Origin of the sequence: Novosphingobium sp. PP1Y, assembly GCF_000253255.1 — a bacterium.
GTDB lineage: Bacteria > Pseudomonadota > Alphaproteobacteria > Sphingomonadales > Sphingomonadaceae > Novosphingobium.
In genome coordinates this window covers 2,641,871-2,657,938 of record NC_015580.1, presented here as the reverse complement: position 1 = coordinate 2,657,938, position 16,068 = coordinate 2,641,871, and the positions used below count along the sequence as shown (strand labels likewise).

14 protein-coding genes are annotated in these 16,068 nt (G+C 64.6%); 9 read left to right on the top strand and 5 right to left on the bottom strand.

Features of this window, described 5'->3' with window-relative positions:
* Positions 1–174: 174 nt before the first annotated feature.
* Positions 175–915: a ComF family protein gene (locus PP1Y_RS18585; protein ID WP_013833598.1), complete on the bottom strand. Its 741-nt coding sequence runs from the start codon at positions 913–915 to the stop codon at positions 175–177.
* 73 nt (positions 916–988) lie between these two features.
* Between PP1Y_RS18585 and PP1Y_RS18580 the strand changes: the two genes are divergently transcribed.
* A complete protein-coding gene (locus PP1Y_RS18580) occupies positions 989–1,747 on the top strand; it encodes a bifunctional 2-polyprenyl-6-hydroxyphenol methylase/3-demethylubiquinol 3-O-methyltransferase UbiG (RefSeq protein ID WP_013833597.1) in 759 nt (252 codons plus the stop codon).
* Positions 1,748–1,771: 24 nt separating this feature from the next.
* On the opposite strand, the gene ppdK is transcribed toward PP1Y_RS18580, so the two are convergent.
* From ppdK to PP1Y_RS18565, 3 genes are all read right to left on the bottom strand, one after another.
* Entirely contained in the window at positions 1,772–4,435 is a 2,664-nt protein-coding gene (gene ppdK, locus PP1Y_RS18575; protein WP_013833596.1) for a pyruvate, phosphate dikinase, read from the bottom strand.
* Between the two features lie 62 nt (positions 4,436–4,497).
* On the bottom strand, positions 4,498–6,789 hold the full coding sequence (gene glyS, locus PP1Y_RS18570) for a glycine--tRNA ligase subunit beta (protein WP_013833595.1): 2,292 nt from the start codon (positions 6,787–6,789) through the stop codon (positions 4,498–4,500).
* Entirely contained in the window at positions 6,786–7,691 is a 906-nt protein-coding gene (locus tag PP1Y_RS18565) for a glycine--tRNA ligase subunit alpha (protein WP_013833594.1), read from the bottom strand. Before PP1Y_RS18565 ends, glyS begins: the two co-directional genes overlap by 4 nt.
* Positions 7,692–7,862: 171 nt before the next feature.
* Between PP1Y_RS18565 and PP1Y_RS18560 the strand changes: the two genes are divergently transcribed.
* The 5 genes from PP1Y_RS18560 (at position 7,863) to PP1Y_RS18540 (ending at position 11,699) form a co-directional block, all read left to right on the top strand.
* On the top strand, positions 7,863–8,840 hold the full coding sequence (locus PP1Y_RS18560; RefSeq protein WP_013833593.1) for a TraB/GumN family protein: 978 nt from the start codon (positions 7,863–7,865) through the stop codon (positions 8,838–8,840).
* A gap of 6 nt (positions 8,841–8,846) precedes the next feature.
* Positions 8,847–9,698 (top strand): TraB/GumN family protein, encoded by an 852-nt coding sequence (locus PP1Y_RS18555; RefSeq protein ID WP_013833592.1) that lies wholly within the window; start codon positions 8,847–8,849, stop codon positions 9,696–9,698.
* Positions 9,699–9,853: 155 nt separating this feature from the next.
* Positions 9,854–10,483, top strand: a complete 630-nt coding sequence (locus PP1Y_RS18550) for a 50S ribosomal protein L25/general stress protein Ctc (protein WP_038576904.1) — start codon at positions 9,854–9,856, stop codon at positions 10,481–10,483.
* Between the two features lie 101 nt (positions 10,484–10,584).
* Positions 10,585–11,154: an aminoacyl-tRNA hydrolase gene (pth, locus tag PP1Y_RS18545; protein ID WP_013833591.1), complete on the top strand. Its 570-nt coding sequence runs from the start codon at positions 10,585–10,587 to the stop codon at positions 11,152–11,154.
* 275 nt (positions 11,155–11,429) lie between these two features.
* Positions 11,430–11,699 (top strand): PEP-CTERM sorting domain-containing protein, encoded by a 270-nt coding sequence (locus PP1Y_RS18540; protein WP_007015303.1) that lies wholly within the window; start codon positions 11,430–11,432, stop codon positions 11,697–11,699.
* 336 nt (positions 11,700–12,035) lie between these two features.
* On the opposite strand, the gene PP1Y_RS18535 is transcribed toward PP1Y_RS18540, so the two are convergent.
* Positions 12,036–13,175: a tetratricopeptide repeat protein gene (locus PP1Y_RS18535; RefSeq protein ID WP_013833590.1), complete on the bottom strand. Its 1,140-nt coding sequence runs from the start codon at positions 13,173–13,175 to the stop codon at positions 12,036–12,038.
* A gap of 98 nt (positions 13,176–13,273) precedes the next feature.
* On the opposite strand from PP1Y_RS18535, the gene ychF reads away from it, so the two are divergent.
* From ychF to PP1Y_RS18520, 3 genes are all read left to right on the top strand, one after another.
* On the top strand, positions 13,274–14,374 hold the full coding sequence (ychF, locus tag PP1Y_RS18530) for a redox-regulated ATPase YchF (protein WP_007015306.1): 1,101 nt from the start codon (positions 13,274–13,276) through the stop codon (positions 14,372–14,374).
* Between the two features lie 78 nt (positions 14,375–14,452).
* Positions 14,453–15,259: a DUF1206 domain-containing protein gene (locus PP1Y_RS18525; protein ID WP_013833589.1), complete on the top strand. Its 807-nt coding sequence runs from the start codon at positions 14,453–14,455 to the stop codon at positions 15,257–15,259.
* Positions 15,260–15,283: 24 nt separating this feature from the next.
* The gene (locus PP1Y_RS18520; RefSeq protein ID WP_013833588.1) at positions 15,284–16,042 is read left to right on the top strand and encodes a MauE/DoxX family redox-associated membrane protein; all 759 of its coding nucleotides are present in this window, start codon (positions 15,284–15,286) and stop codon (positions 16,040–16,042) included.
* The last annotated feature ends 26 nt before the right edge of the window (positions 16,043–16,068 follow it).

Genomic DNA, 16,068 nt, shown 5'->3' with positions numbered 1-16,068 from the left:
TCTGACCCAAAGGTCGCTGACAGACAAGCGCCACGGTTCAGGGAACCAAGTTGAGGGATCGGACCAAGCGGCGTGCAGGGGCGCCGCTGAACCGGATAACGGGGTCCACGAGTTTCGTCACGAGGGCGCCCGGAGCTGACCGCTCCGGGCGTTTTCGTATGGTCCCGCTGCTGGTCAGGTCAAGTCGAGCGCTTCATCCAGCACCCGCGCGAAGCAGGCGATCACCACTTTTCCGGCTCCGGCGCGCTTGAGCGCGGAGACGCAGGCATCACTTGTCGCCCCGCTGGTCCTGACGTCGTCTACCAGAACGACCTTAGCCCCCTTCACCACAGCTTTGCGGCGCGGGTTCAAGCCAATCGCACCTGTCAGCACACGTTTGCGGGCGCTGCGGCCCAGGCCGCCAAGCGAAGGCGTCGCCTTTCTGCGCTCCAGCAGATCCACGCAATGGCTTGCCTTCGTCGCTTTGCCTATCTCGCGCGCAAGCTCTGCCGATTGGTTGTAACCGCGCTTCCACAATCGCCAGCGATGCAGCGGCACGGGCGCGATCAGCCAGCTATCGTCCATGAACGGCAGTTTCGGCAGCATCAATCCGGCCATCATCGGCGCAAGCGAGATGCGATTGCCATGCTTGAGCGACAGCACCAACTTGCGCGAGACATCGTTGTAGAGCGTGGCCGCAGCGATCCCGTCATGGCGCGGGGGCTCGGCAAGGCACGGCGCGCAGACAGAGCCCTCACCCACGCCATCGGCGAACGGTCGCGAACAGGTGGCGCAGGAGGGTTCGCCGGGAATCGCAAGCTCGGACCAGCACCGTGAACACAGGCCCGTCTGCGCAGCAATGCCCTCGCCGCAGAGCGGGCAGCGTGGTGGAAAGACCAAATCGACCAGCGGCGCGAGAGCTTGGGAAAGCGACATCGGCTCATGCTAACCGATCGGTCCGGCGCGACAACCGGTTGCGTGCAGGCCGAACACGCGGCAGGGGGCGCAGATGGCAAGCAAAGGTCCCCCCCGCATTTTCTCCCCCGCCCGGCGCCGCATGGCCCGCCGCCGCATGCTCGCTCTGCAGAACCGGCCCGATGCACCGCGTTACCTGATCGAGGACATGGTCGAAGACGTCATCGAGCGGCTCGACTTCCTGCGCTTCGAACCGGCGAGCGCCCTTGTCATCGGGGACTGGACGGGCGAGCTTGCCCGAAACCTTGCAGCACGCGGGGTCAAGGTCACCGCGGTTGAGCCGGCCGAGGGCTTCGAAGAGGAGCAGCCATTCCCCTTCGACGGCTTCGACCTGATCGCGAGCCTCGGTACGCTCGACACCCTCAACGACCTGCCCGGCGCCCTCATCCACATCCGCAAGGCGCTGGCGCCCGGCGGCATGATGATTGCGAGTTTCCTTTCGGCGGGCTGCCTGCCGACCTTGCGGGACGTGATGCTTTCGGCAGACGGCGATCAGCCGGCGGCGCGCATGCACCCCGCCGTCGATGTGCGGTCGGGGGGACAACTGCTGCAACGCACGCTTTTCGCCGATCCGGTCATCGACCAGCGCCCGCTCCGGGTATCGTTCCGCAGCCTTGACAGGCTCGTAGGCGATCTGCGCGCGCAAGGCTGCGGCAATGTCCTGGCCGATCACGCTCCGGCGCTCGGCAAGCAGGCACTGGAAAGGGCGCGTGAGGCTTTCGCCGCCGCCGGCGAGGACGGGCGCACGGTCGAAAAGTTCGAAATCCTGACGTTATCGGGCTGGAAGCGCTGACTTCCAGCCCGATAACGTGACAGATCAGGCCAGCGCTGCCTGCGCTGCGGCCAGTCGCGCGATCGGCACGCGATAGGGTGAGGCGCTGACGTAATCGAGGCCGGTCTTCTCGCAGAACGCGATCGAGGCCGGGTCACCGCCGTGTTCGCCGCAGATGCCGAGCTTGAGATCGGCGCGCGTGGCGCGTCCGCGCTCGGCGCCCATGGTCACGAGCTGGCCGACGCCCTCGATGTCGAGGCTGACGAACGGATCGCGCGGATAGATGCCCTTTTCGACATAGGGGCTGAGGAAACGCGCGGCATCGTCGCGGCTGACGCCCAGCGTCGTCTGCGTGAGGTCGTTGGTGCCGAACGAGAAGAACTTGGCCTCCTCGGCGATCTCGGCGGCCATCAGCGCTGCGCGCGGCAGTTCGATCATGGTGCCGACCATGTACTCGAGCGTGCGCCCCTTCTCGGCGAAGACCTTTACGGCTGTATCGTCGACGACCTTCTTGAGGATCTGCAGCTCGCGCCTGGTCGCGACGAGCGGGATCATCACTTCAGGCACGGGCGCATCGCCCGAGGCATCGGCGACGTCGCAGGCAGCCTCGAAGATGGCGCGGGCCTGCATCTCGTAGATCTCGGGGAAGGTGATGCCGAGACGGCAACCGCGATGGCCGAGCATCGGGTTGAACTCGTGCAGTTCATCGGCCCGGCGCTTGAGCGTCGCCACGCCGATGCCGATGGCCTCGGACAACTCGGCGAATTCCTCTTCGCCGTGCGGCAGGAACTCGTGGAGCGGCGGGTCGAGCAGGCGGATGGTAACCGGAAGACCGGCCATCACATCGAAGATCGCGTGGAAGTCGGCGCGCTGTTCGGGCAGCAGCTTTTCCAGCGCGGCGCGGCGACCGGCTTCGTCTTCGGCCAGGATCATCTGGCGCACGGACGAAATGCGTTCGGCATCGAAGAACATGTGCTCGGTGCGGCACAGGCCGATGCCTTCGGCGCCGAACTGGCGGGCCATCTTGCAGTCGGCCGGGGTCTCGGCATTGGTGCGTACCTTCATGCGGCGGTGCTTGTCGGCCCACTCCATCAGGGTAGCGAAGTCGCCCGCAAGTTCGGGTTCGATAGTCGGCACTTCGCCGGCCATGATGTCGCCGCTGGCGCCGTCGAGCGTCAGGATGTCGCCTTCCTTCAGCTCACGGTTGCCCATGCGCAGGGTGCGGGTCTTCATGTCGATCGACAGGCCCGAAGCGCCAGAGACGCAGGGACGGCCCATGCCGCGCGCGACGACCGCCGCGTGGCTGGTCATGCCGCCGCGTGCGGTGAGGATGCCCTTGGCCGCGTGCATGCCGTGAATGTCCTCAGGCGAGGTCTCGACACGCACGAGGATGACCGCCTCGCCCATTTCCGCGCGCTTCTCGGCCGTATCGGCATCGAGCACGATCGAACCCGAAGCCGCGCCCGGCGAGGCGGGGAGGCCCCTGCCCAGCAGGTCGCGCGGAGCCTTGGGATCGAGCGTGGGGTGCAGCAGCTGGTCGAGCGCCATCGGATCGACGCGCCTGATCGCGGTCGGCTCGTCGATCAGGCCCTCGCCGACCATGTCGACCGCCATCTTCAGCGCAGCCTTGGCAGTGCGCTTGCCCGAACGGGTCTGAAGCATCCACAGCTTGCCGCGCTCGACGGTGAACTCGATGTCCTGCATGTCGCGGTAGTGCTTTTCGAGCAGCTCGAAGACCGCGGCGAGCTCGCCGTAGGCTTCGGGCATCGCCTCTTCCATCGACAGCGGCTTGGCCCCGGCGCGCTCCCGGGCGGCCTTGGTCAGGTACTGCGGCGTGCGGATGCCGGCGACGACGTCCTCGCCCTGCGCATTGACCAGCCATTCGCCGTAGTAGGCCTTCTCGCCGGTCGCCGGGTCGCGGGTGAAGGCAACGCCGGTGGCCGACGTTTCGCCCATGTTGCCGAAGACCATGGCCTGGACGTTGACCGCCGTGCCCCAGTCGCCGGGAATGTCGTTCAGGCGGCGATAGACCTTGGCGCGGTCCGAATCCCAGGAATCGAACACGGCGCGGATGGCGCCCCAGAGCTGCTCGTTGACGTCCTGCGGGAAGGCGTGGCCAAGCTCGCTCTCGACGATGCCCTTGTACTGCCTGACGATGGCGCGCCAGTTGTCGGCGGTCATCTCGACGTCGTTGAGATAGCCGTTGTCTTCCTTGGCGATCTCGAGCGCTTCCTCGAAGAGGTGGTGCTCGACGCCCAGGACGACGTCGGAATACATCTGGATGAAGCGGCGGTAGCTGTCCCAGGCGAAGCGTTCGTCGCCCGAAGTGGCGGACAGGCCCTCCACCGTGTCATCGTTGAGGCCGAGGTTGAGGACCGTGTCCATCATGCCCGGCATCGAAACGCGGGCGCCGGAACGGACCGAAACGAGCAGCGGATCGGCAGCCGAGCCGAAGTCCTTGCCCACCGTCTTCTCGATGTGGGTCAGGGCCTCGGCAACGTCGGCGCGCAGGGCGTCGGAGAAATCGCCGCCTTCGGCCAGATACTTGACGCATTCCTCAGTGGTGATCGTGAAACCGGGAGGCACCGGCAGGCCGATACCGGCCATCTCCGCAAGGTTCGCGCCCTTGCCGCCGGTGATGACCTTGTCGCGCGAACGCGGGTCATCGTGCTTCACGCCACCACCGAAGGTATAGACCTGCCTGCTCATCTGTCCCCTGACTTTCCTGTTCTGGTTTACACAGTTTACACGGTCAAAACGGGTTGAAATGCCTACCCTTCGACCTTCGAGAAATCCGCCACATTGTGCACTGCAGCACGGAAACGATCAAGCAGCGCGAGACGTGCCGTTCTCTTGCTGGGATCGGGATCGTTCACAGTCACCTCATCGAAGAATGCATCGATCGGTTGGCGCAAGGAGGCCAGCGCCGCCATGGCGCTTGCGAAGTCCTCTGCGGCAACCGCAGCCGCCGCTTTCGGCTCGGCGCTGTCGAGCGCGTCGATCAGCGCTTTTTCTGCCTTTTCGGGCGTGTAGGAAAGCCCCTTGTGCGCCGCCTGCTCGGCAAGTTCGGCCGCATAGACAGCCTGCATGTCGGGATCGTCGACATTTTCAAGCGGGTCTTCGTCGCCGGTATGCTCGATTCCGTCGTCCTGTCCGCTCCAATCCTCCTTCTTGAGGATGTTGGCCGCACGCTTGTACCCGGCGAGCAGGTTGGTGCCGTCCTCGGTCTCGACGAATGCCTGCAGGGCGTGGACGCGGGCGAGCAGGCGGACGAGATCGTCCTCGCCGCCCAGCGCAAAGACCGCGTCGATCAGGTCGTGGCGGACGCCCGCTTCCTTCTGCTGGACCTTGAGACGGTCGGCGAAGAAGTCGAGCAACTCAATCGCGACTTGGCTGTACTTGTCTTCTGAACCCCCAAAGCGCTTATACACCACAATCGATGGCGTATTTCCCATGACAAGGTGCATGCCTTTATCCATGCCCTTCTTAGCTAAATTCTTCCGCGAGTTATCAGTGAAGTTTCCAGAATCTCTTCTTATCTCTGGAAGGGCAAAATCAAATCCTCGCAGAAGAGGAAATTTCAAGCCGTTCTCCGAAATTAGACGAATTACGCCAAGCGCCGCTCTTCTCAGCGCAAATGGATCTTTCGAACCAGTTGGTTTCTCATTAATTTCGAAGAAAGACGCGAGCGTATCGAGCTTGTCGGCCAGCGCCAGCGCCACGGTCACCGGGGCAGTCGGCACGTCGTCGCCGGCACCCACGGGCTTGTAGTGATCGCGGATGGCATCGGCCACGGCGTCGGGCAGCCCCTCGGCGCGGGCATAGTATCCGCCCATGAGGCCCTGAAGCTCAGGGAATTCACCGACCATTTCGGTGACGAGGTCGGCCTTGCACAGTTCGGCGGCCTGGCGCGCCTGTGCAGGATCGCACCCGGGAACGATACCTTCGCTCGCCAACCATTGCGCCAGCTTGGCGACGCGCTCGACCTTGTCGGCGACAGTGCCCAGCTTCTCGTGGAAGGTGATGCGTTCCAGCTTCTTCGCGTGCTGCGACAACGGCGTCTTGCGGTCCTGCTCCCAGAAGAAGCGGGCGTCGGACAGGCGCGCGGCAAGGACCTTGCGGTTGCCCGCAACGATGCCCTCACCGCCGTCGCTGGCGACGATGTTGGCCGTGCAGACGAAGGCATCGGCAAGCTGGCCGTCCTTCTCGCACACGAAGTACTTCTGGTTGACGCGCGCGGTGAGCTGGATGGTCTCGGGCGGAACCTCGAGGAAATCCTCGTCGAAACGGCCGAGCAGCGGCACCGGCCATTCGGTGAGGCCGGCATTCTCGATCACCAGGCCTTCGTCCTCGACCAGCGTCAGGCCGGCAGCTTCAGCCGCTTCGCGCGCCTTGGTACGGACGAGGTCCTGGCGTTCCTCATGGTCGACGATGACGTGGCAGGCGCGCAGCTTGTCGGCGTAGTCGTTGGCGCCGCCGATGGTGATCTCGTCAGGGTGGTGGAACCGGTGGCCCTTGGTCGTATAGGCCGAGCGGATACCGCCTACCTCGCATTCGACAAGGTCCTCTCCCAGGATCGCCACGATGCCCGAGAGCGGGCGCACCCAGCGCAGGGATTCGGTAGAAATCGAGGCCGCGCCCCAGCGCTGCGACTTGGGCCAGGGGAATGCACGCACGATGGCCGGAATGGCCTCGGCCAGAACCACGCTGACCGCGCGGCCCGGCTTTTCGACGATCGCGAAGTACGTGTCCTTGCCCTTGACGTCGCGGACTTCGAGCTGGTCCCTGGTCAGCCCGGTCTTGCGCAGGAAGCCTTCCAGCGCCTGCTCGGGCGCAGTGACGGCCGGGCCCTTGGTCTCTTCGCGCACCGCTTCGGTAGCAAGCGGCAGGTCGCGCGCGATCAGCGCGAGGCGGCGGGGCGTCGACCAGACGGTAACTGCGCCCACGGCAACACCGGCAGCCTGCATTTCCTTGCGGAAGAGCTTTTCGAGATCGGCCCGCGCACCCGCCTGCATGCGGGCGGGAATTTCCTCGGAGCGCAGTTCGAGAAGAAAGTCGGTCATACGGTCCACCCGGGGAACTTGGCTTCCCACTCGTCCTTGTTCTTTTCGATCCAGGCCTGGCACGAGCCCTTGGCGAGATCGCGCACGCGGCCGATATAGCTGGCGCGTTCCTGCACCGAGATGACGCCGCGCGCCTGCAACAGGTTGAACAGGTGCGAAGCCTCGATCGCCTGGTCGTAGGCCGCGAGCGGGATCTGCGCGTCGATGCAGCGCATGCATTCCGCCTCGGCCGCCTTGAAACCTGCGAACAGCGCATCGGTATCGGCGATCTCGAAGTTGTACTTCGACAGCTGCTGCTCATTGGCAAGGAAGACGTCGCCGTAGCTTACGCCCTCGCTGTTGAAGCGCAGATCATAGACGCGGTCGACGCCCTGGATGTACATCGCAAGGCGCTCGAGGCCATAAGTCAGCTCACCGGCGACCGGCTTGCAGTCGAACCCGCCGACCTGCTGGAAATACGTGAACTGCGTCACTTCCATGCCGTCGCACCAGACTTCCCAGCCCAGGCCCCAGGCGCCCAGCGTCGGGCTTTCCCAGTCGTCCTCGACGAAACGGATGTCGTGCGCGAGCGGATCGACGCCGATTGCCGCGAGGCTGGCAAGATAGAGTTCCTGCAGGTTCTCGGGGTTCGGCTTCAGGATGACCTGATACTGATAGTAGTGCTGCAGCCGGTTCGGGTTCTCGCCATAGCGACCGTCGGTCGGGCGGCGCGAGGGCTGCACGTAGGCGGCCTTCCACGGCTCCGGCCCGAGTGCGCGCAGCGTCGTGGCAGGGTGAAAGGTGCCCGCGCCCATGCGCATGTCGTAGGGCTGGAGGATCAGGCAGCCCTGCGCGCTCCAGAAATTATGAAGCGTCAGGATCATGTCCTGGAAGCTGAGCGGCTGTTCGGCGGCGGTTGGCATGCAGATTCCGTCAATTTCTTGGCTGCGCGGCCTTTGGCGGATCGGGGATGCCAAATCAACAGGCCATGACATGCGAAATGCCGACCATGTGCATTGAAACACTGTTGAAGGAACTGGCAAGGCGGCTTGCGTTAATCGCACGTTTGTCCATTGTCGGCCACTGTCATGCCCATGATCATCAGCAGAACCAAAGCCCGGCTGGGCATTTCCGCCTGCATTTTCACACTGTTCGGCGCGACTTCGCTACTCGCGCGCGAAGCGCCGGCAACGCCTGGCGAAGGTTCTGCGAATGCCCCGGTCGCCGCCGCTGCGACGAGCCCGCAGGCCCCGGTCGCGGTGAAGCCGGTACCCGCGACGCCGGGCCTGTGGAAGATCGCGGACGATGACACGACGATCTACCTCTTCGGGACGATCCACATTCTGCCCGAGGCAACCGACTGGTACAGCGGCCCGGTCGCCAAGGCGTTCAATTCGTCCAAGCTGCTGGTGACCGAGGCGATCATCGATTCGCCCGCCGACCTGCAGAAGGAATTTCTCACCAAGGCCGTGCGCACCGACGGCAAGACGCTGCGCGAAGCCCTGCCGGAGAAAGAGCGCAGCGCCTATGAGAAGGCGATGACCGATCTTGGCGTACCGGTGAATGCCTTCGACCGCTTCGAACCCTGGTACGCCGCCCTGCTGCTCTCGTCGCTGCCCATGCAGAAGGCGGGATACAAGTCCGAAAACGGCGTCGAATCCCAGATCGAGGCGCTGGCGAAAGAGCACGGCCTTGCCCGCGAGGCGCTTGAGACGGCCGCGTATCAGATCGACCTGTTCGACAGCCTGCCCGCCGACGCGCAGGAGAACTATCTCGGCGAAGTGCTCGACCAGTTGCCGACCATGCGCGACGATTTGGCCAAGCTGATCGCGGCATGGAAGGCGGGCCGCGCCGAGGAACTGGCCGAAATCCTAAATGCGGGCGAAACCGACAAGCGCGTGCGGCAGGTCCTGCTGACCAACCGCAATGCGGCCTGGGCCAAGTGGCTCAAGGCCCGCCTCGATGAGCCGGGCACCGTCTTCGTGGCGGTCGGCGCGGGTCACCTTGCCGGCGAGGACAGCGTACAGGAACAGCTCGCCGCCCAGGGCGTCCCTTCGACCCGGCTGCAGTAAACCGCCTTGCGCCCGCTGCTTGCCCTGCTTGCGACGCTGGCGCTGCTGGCCTGTTCGCCCCAGCCACAGAAGGCCGATCCTGCCCTGTGGAAGGTCGAAGGCTCCTCGGGCGAGACGGCGTGGCTCTTCGGGACGATCCATAGCGCCGAGAGGCCGCTGGCGTGGCGCACGCCTGCCGTGGGCCGCGCGCTCGATACCGCCGACACGGTCATGGTCGAAGTTGCCAACCTTGCCGACGAAGCCGACGTTGCCGCCACTTTCGCCCGCCTTGCCAGAAGCGAAGGTCAGCCTCCGCTCTCCAGCAGGATTGCGCCCCCCCAGCGCCCTGCCCTTGCCGCCCTGCTCAAGTCCTCCGGCTACGGCGACGGCGATTTCGCGGCGATGGACACCTGGGCGGCTGCCCTTACCCTGGCGCGCAGCGGCGCGGACGACGATGCGGCGCGCAACGGGGTGGATCGCGCGGTGATCGCCGCGGCCGGGGAACGACCGGTGGTGGAGCTGGAAGGCGCGAAAGAACAGCTCGGCCTTTTCGACACCTTGCCGGAGAGCGAACAGCGCGACCTGCTCGCCGCCGTGATAAAGGAAGCCGCAAGTTCGGACACCGACCTTGCCGATAGCTGGCGCAAGGGCGACATGGCCGCAATCGAGAAGGAAACGCGAAAGGGCCTTCTTGCGGACCCGGAGCTGCGCGAAGTGCTGTTCACCGGACGCAACCGGCGCTGGACCGACCGGATCGTCGAGGCCATGAAGGCCGGGAACATGCCTTTCGTAGCGGTAGGCGCGGCCCATATGGCCGGACCGCAGGGACTGCCCGCGATGCTGGCCGCGCGCGGCTATACCGTAACCCGGGTCGAATAGCCGCCGCAAACCGCGATACGGCTTGCAAATGCGCCCCTTTACGGATAAGGGGCCGCCCTCCTGTCATGGTCATCCCTGGAGGCGTGACGGGACGGCGCGGGTCGATGGTCGATCCGATTGCCGCGATCTATCCAGTTTTCGAAAGGCAAGTCCTTATGAGCGATACGCTTAACCTGCCGGCCGAGACGCGTGAACGGGCTGGCAAGGGAGCCTCCCGTGCCCTGCGTCGCGATGGCCGTGTCCCTGCCGTTGTCTATGGTGGCAATGAAGAACCTCTGGCCATCCACGTCGAGGCTAAGGAGCTGGTTCGCCAGCTCGGCACCGGTCACTTCTTCAACTCGATCGTCGAAGTTGAAGTCGGCGGCAAGAAGCTGCGCACCCTGCCCAAGGACGTTGCCTTCCACCCGGTCTCCGACCGTCCGCTTCACGTTGACTTCCTGCGCCTTGCCAAGGGCGCGAGCGTCCACGTCAACGTGCCAGTTTCGTTCGTCAACGAAGAAAAGGCCCCAGGCCTCAAGCGTGGCGGCGTTCTCAACGTCGTTCGTCACGAGCTCGAGCTGGTCTGCGCCGCCGACAAGATCCCGGAAGAGATCGCGATCGACGTCACCGGCTTCGACGTGGGCGAATCGATCCACATCAGCCACGTGAAGCTCCCGGCCGGTTCGGAAAGCGCGATCACCGACCGCGACTTCACCATCGCGACGATCGTTGCGCCCTCGGCTCTGAAGAGCGAAGAAGGCGACACGACCAAGACCGAAGGCGAGGCGGAAGCCGAAGCCGAGTAATCCACGGATTACCGGGCCTCTCCCGCGCCGCGAATTCGCGATGCGCGGGAGAGGCCTTTTTCGTTTCCGCCGTGTGCATTTCCGCTGTCGGGAGTTAGACGATGCAGCTTTGGGTCGGCCTCGGGAACCCCGGACCGCAATATGCCATGCAGCGGCACAACGTCGGGTTCATGGCCGTCGACACGATCGCCGACGTCCACGGCTTCGGCCCGGTCCAGAAGAAGTTCCAGGGCTGGCTGCAGGAAGGCCGCATCGGCAGCGAAAAGATCCTCCTGCTCAAGCCCGCCACCTTCATGAACGAAAGCGGCCGCTCCGTCGGCGAGGCGATGCGCTTCTACAAGCTCGACCTGTCCGACCTGACCGTCTTTCACGATGAGCTCGACATCGCACCCTTCAAGGTCAAGGTGAAGCAAGGCGGCGGCCATGCCGGGCACAACGGCCTGCGCTCCATCGCCCAGCACCTCGGCCCCGATTTTCGCCGCGTGCGCCTTGGCATCGGCCACCCCGGCCACAAGGACCGCGTCACCGGTTATGTCCTTGGCAACTACGCCAAGGCCGAGATCGACCCGCTTTCCGACATGCTGGGCGCCGTTGCCGCAGAAGCCGACCGGCTTGCCGCGGGCGACGACACGCGCTTCATGAACGATGTCGCGCTGCGCCTGCAGGACTGACCGAGCCCCCGTTAGCTTACAGAGGCATGCCCGGCGCGGACGACCTGCCCGGCCGCCTGCCCGAACAGCCACCTGCCCGAACAGCCACCTGCCCGAACAGCCGCGTCCCTTACGCGGCGAACTAAACACCTGAAATCGATTGATAGTGTCGAGTTAGCTTACAGGCACGACTGCCCCTTGCGGCCATTAACTATCGAAAATCCCTGTTTTCCGTATTTGGCACGGCCATTGCTTAGTTAGGCAACAAGTCAAACTGCAATACGGGAAATCCTGACATGATCCGCAAGACCCTGCTCGCCGCAACCATCGCAGCCGGCGCCCTGCTGACCATCAGCACCCCGGCAATGGCCGGCGGTTGGAGGCACAGTCACTACTGCGGCTGCGGCCACTCCACCTGCGAATCCAGCTCTGGCGGTTCGACTTCGACCTCGGGTGGTTCCACCTCGTCGGGCGGTTCGGAAGTGCCGGAACCCGGCATGGTCGGCATCCTTGGCCTCGGCCTCATCGGCATGGCCTATGCGCGCCGCCGCCGCGTCTATCGCTAAACTCAGACTGTCCGCGCAGATCGCCTGATTCGGGGAATCGGGCAAGCGCTGACCTTTAGCCAGCGATCCTCAGGCGGAAGACCGGCCACGGCTTTCGCCAGGATCGCAACTCCCGGTTTTGGACTTTCCGGCCCAGCGTTCTCACGCACGCGTTCGCACCATGGCACAGCCCATCACGCCATGGCCTGCCCGGCAGTCCATCCGACCTCGGCCTAGCTCCCCGAGGTGTCCCGATAAGGCTCCTTCTGCGATCTGCGGGAGGAGCCTTACCTGCATTCAGCTCCTGCCAGCCCGGATGAGTTGCCTTTTGACCGGCGCATGGTTGAACTTTTGCATCTACACAGCCGCATCGGACCGACCGGCCGCCTTGTAGGCCTTGGCAAGCGATGCGAGTTCCTCGTTCGTCGCATCCGTCAGGCCGGCGAAAGGCTCGAGCGTCTCCACCGCATCGGATGCATCGCCCAGCGCAAGCTCCGCCTGGCCGAGCAGCAGGCGGACCTGCCGGTTGTCCGGCTCGCGCAGCAACTGCGACGTCAGCCGCGCCCTCGCCTGCTCGCCCTGCCCCAGTTCGAGCAGCGCCTTGGCGTAGAGCGCATTGGCCTGCGGTTGCTGCTCAAGCACGCTTTCGCGCGGCTGCAGCTTGTCCCGAACCGAACGCCACTTGCCGGCGAGCGCATCGAGCCGGGCATCGAAGTAGGCAAGGTCGAGATCGCCAGGGTTGTCGGCCAGCGCCTTGGCGACAAGCGGCCTGACCGCCTCGTTCTTGCCCAGCGCATCGAGCACCCTGATCTTGCCGAGCAGGGCCGCGCGGCTTTCGGGATAGGCCTTGAGCCCGGCTTCGAAGACGGTGAGTGCCTTGTCGAGGTTGTTGTCGGTCGCCAGCAGGTCGGCGCTGGTAAGGTAGGAATTGAGCGGGCGCGGCTTCTCCAGCGCAGCGAGAGCGGCAAGCCGCCGCGCCTCCGCCTCGTTGCCGCTGTCGAGCTGGAAGCTGGCGTAGTCGGCCAGCAGGCGCCCCTTGCTTCCCGGTGCCTTCTCTCCGGCCGCGAAAGCCTGGGCAGCCTTGGCGGTATCGCCGGCCCCGATATGCGCAAGCGCCCTCACCCTGTAGGCCTGCGCCGAACCATCGCCGTCGACCGCGGCAAGTGCCTGGTCGTAATGGCCCAGCATCAGGTCGACATTGCCCTGCAATACCCCTGCATCGGCGGGCAGCTTGCCCAGCCTGCCCAGACGTTCGAGCATGCTGCCGGCAGACACCGGGTCCGCCAGGTCAATGTAGGTACGTGCCAGCAATTCCAGCGCCCTGGCGTTTTCCGGCGCTTCCTGGATGACACTGGCGAGATCGACGCGCGCAGCCGAATAGTTGTGTGCGGCATAAGCCTGCTCGGCCCGGGTCAGGCGCTCTTCCGGGCTTGCACCGCAACCGGCGAGGAGGAGGGCGGCGGCCAGCGGCAGGGTCAGACGGATCGCATGTTTCATGCCCGGCAGCGATAGTCGCGGGGGGTGAAGATTAGGTGAAACTGGTCAAGACCGATCCTGACCGCTATGGGCGGCGAAATTTTCATTCGGAGTAACACATGGGTTTCCGTTGCGGGATCGTGGGCCTGCCCAATGTCGGCAAGTCGACCTTGTTCAATGCGCTCACAGAGACGCAGGCCGCTCAGGCAGCCAATTATCCCTTCTGCACCATCGAGCCCAATGTCGGCCAGGTCGGCGTGCCCGACCCGCGCCTCGACAAGCTGGCCGCGATTGCCGGTTCGGCCAAGATCATCCCGACCCAGCTTTCCTTCGTCGACATTGCCGGGCTTGTGCGCGGCGCATCCAAGGGTGAAGGCCTGGGCAACCAGTTCCTCGGCAACATCCGCGAAGTCGACGCGATCATCCATGTCCTGCGCTGCTTCGAGAACGACGACATCCAGCACGTCGACAACAAGGTCGATCCGCTGGCCGATGCCGAAACTGTCGAAACCGAACTCCTGCTTTCGGATCTCGAGAGCCTCGAGAAGCGCGTTCCTGCCGCACAAAAGCGCGCCACCGGCGGCGACAAGGAATCGAAGATTGCCGCTTCGGTTCTCGGCCAGGCGCTCGAACTGCTGCGCGAAGGCAAGCCTGCGCGCCTCACCCAGCCCAAGGACGACGAGGAAGCCCGCGTCTTCCGGCAGGCCCAGTTGCTGACCGCAAAGCCCGTCCTTTACGTCTGCAACGTCGAAGAGGAATCGGCAGCCGAAGGCAACGCGTTCTCGCAGCGCGTCTTCGAGAAAGCCGCCGCCGAGAATGCCACCGCGGTCATCGTCTCTGCCGCCATCGAGGCCGAACTCGTGGGCATGGAAGTGGACGAGCGCATGGTCTTCCTCGAGGAAATGGGCCTGCACGAAACCGGCCTCGCGCGCATCATTCGCGCCGGCTACGAACTGCTCGACCTGCTCACCTTCTTCACCGTCGGCCCCAAGGAAGCACGCGCATGGACCGTGCACAAGGGCGCCAAGGCTCCCGAGGCCGCGGGCGAGATCCACTCCGACATGCAGCGCGGCTTCATCCGCGCCGAAACCATCGCCTATGACGACTACGTCGCATGCAATGGTGAAAGCGGCGCCAAGGAATCCGGCAAACTGCGCCAGGAAGGCAAGGAATACGTCGTGCATGACGGCGACGTAATGCACTTCAAGTTCAACGTCTGAGCACGGTTCGCCCCGCAAAGGGGCACCATTGTCCATCCGGTGCGTTGCTGTTGCGAGGGCGACAGGAGCGCACCGGGAATGGTCGACAAATCTGAAAAACTCGTCTGGCTGGCAAGGCTGGGCTACTTCGCGCGGGGGCTGGTCTATGCCCTGCTCGGCTATCTCGCCATATCCTCGGCGGGCTCTTCGGCCGTGAAGCAGGGCCAGGCCGGGGCGATGGAATATATCCACGAGATCCCCGGCGGCACTGCCGTCCTGTTCATCTCCGCCCTCGGCCTTATCGGCTATGCCCTTTTCCGGCTTTCGACCGCGGTGCTCGACACCGAACGCCACGGTAGCGATGCAAAGGGCATTGCCGTGCGCGTCGGCCACATGTGCAGCTTTGCGATCTACCTCGGCTTGTCGTGGACCGCGCTCCGCTTCGCGATGGGAAGCAAGGCCCACGCGGACAGCCGCACGCAGGACATGGCCGCGACCGCCCTCACATACGACCTTGGCGGCGTGGCCCTTGGCGTGGTCGGCGTCGGCCTGGTCGCGGCGGCACTGTTCCAGGTCAAGGAAGCTATTACCCTCGGCTTCATGAAGCGGGTATCGGCCCGCGCGCCGGGCTACACCTGCTGGCTGGGCCGTGCCGGCTATTTCACCCGAGGTCTCGTCTTCCTTGTCATGGGCTGGTCGCTGATCCGCTCGGGCTGGCTGGAAAGCAGCCGCGAGGCGCTATCGCTCGGCGATGCCATAACCGACCTGCGCGATATTGCGCCGCTTTACCTTGCGGTAGCCGCCGGCCTGATCCTTTTCGGCGTCTTCAGCATGATCGTCGCGCGGTACCGCATCATCCCCGACCCGGGACGCCGTTTCGAGGCCGCAAGAGCCAAGTTCACCTGAAATTCCAGACGAAACTGCACAGCCATGATCGATCCCAACAAGTCCGCCGTTCTCTATCGCATGGTGATGGAGAAGCACATCTGCCCCTTCGGGCTGAAGTCCAAGCATCTGCTCGAAAAACATGGCTACCGGATCGACGACCGATGGCTCGAGACGCGCGAGCAAACCGATGCGTTCAAGGCCCGGCATGACGTCGAGACGACGCCGCAGACCTTCATCGCCGGACAACGCATCGGCGGCTACCAGGACCTGCGCAAGTTCTTCGGGGAAAAGGTCCGCGATCCCGACGAAAAGAGCTACAAGCCGGTCATCGCGATCTTTGCCACGGCCGCCGTGCTGGCACTTGCTGCAAGCTGGGCCTCGCTCGGAACGGTCCTGGCAGTCCTGCCGATGGAATGGTTCGTGTCGATCTCGATGATGCTGCTGGCCATGCTCAAGCTGCAGGATGTCGAGCAATTCTCGACGATGTTCCTAGGCTATGACCTGCTGGCGCGGCGCTGGGTACCCTATGCCTATGCCTACCCCGTGCTCGAATGGGTGGCAGGCGCACTGATGACGGCGCAGGTGCTGCCGTGGATTTCCATTCCCATCGCCCTGTTCATCGGCTCGGTTGGCGCAGCCTCGGTCTATTACGCGGTCTATGTCCAGAAGCGCGAACTCAAGTGCGCGTGCGTCGGCGGTTCGGGCAATGTCCCGCTCGGCTTCGTTTCGCTCACGGAGAACCTGTTCATGATCGGGATGGGCCTCTGGATGTTCGCAAAAGCCGTGTCTTCGGGGATCTGATCCCCGCCGCGGCGCCGGGAAAACCG

Bases quoted from the DNA above. Each gene is read 5' to 3' on its own strand.
- PP1Y_RS18535 (WP_013833590.1), bottom strand. From the start codon at position 13,175: ATGAAACATGCGATCCGTCTGACCCTGCCGCTGGCCGCCGCCCTCCTC.
- PP1Y_RS18560 (WP_013833593.1), top strand. From the start codon at position 7,863: ATGATCATCAGCAGAACCAAAGCCCGGCTGGGCATTTCCGCCTGCATT.
- ychF (WP_007015306.1), top strand. From the start codon at position 13,274: ATGGGTTTCCGTTGCGGGATCGTGGGCCTGCCCAATGTCGGCAAGTCG.
- PP1Y_RS18580 (WP_013833597.1), top strand. From the start codon at position 989: ATGGCAAGCAAAGGTCCCCCCCGCATTTTCTCCCCCGCCCGGCGCCGC.
- PP1Y_RS18525 (WP_013833589.1), top strand. From the start codon at position 14,453: ATGGTCGACAAATCTGAAAAACTCGTCTGGCTGGCAAGGCTGGGCTAC.
- PP1Y_RS18550 (WP_038576904.1), top strand. From the start codon at position 9,854: ATGAGCGATACGCTTAACCTGCCGGCCGAGACGCGTGAACGGGCTGGC.
- PP1Y_RS18565 (WP_013833594.1), bottom strand. From the start codon at position 7,691: ATGCCAACCGCCGCCGAACAGCCGCTCAGCTTCCAGGACATGATCCTG.
- PP1Y_RS18540 (WP_007015303.1), top strand. From the start codon at position 11,430: ATGATCCGCAAGACCCTGCTCGCCGCAACCATCGCAGCCGGCGCCCTG.
- ppdK (WP_013833596.1), bottom strand. From the start codon at position 4,435: ATGAGCAGGCAGGTCTATACCTTCGGTGGTGGCGTGAAGCACGATGAC.
- pth (WP_013833591.1), top strand. From the start codon at position 10,585: ATGCAGCTTTGGGTCGGCCTCGGGAACCCCGGACCGCAATATGCCATG.
- glyS (WP_013833595.1), bottom strand. From the start codon at position 6,789: ATGACCGACTTTCTTCTCGAACTGCGCTCCGAGGAAATTCCCGCCCGC.
- PP1Y_RS18520 (WP_013833588.1), top strand. From the start codon at position 15,284: ATGATCGATCCCAACAAGTCCGCCGTTCTCTATCGCATGGTGATGGAG.
- PP1Y_RS18585 (WP_013833598.1), bottom strand. From the start codon at position 915: ATGTCGCTTTCCCAAGCTCTCGCGCCGCTGGTCGATTTGGTCTTTCCA.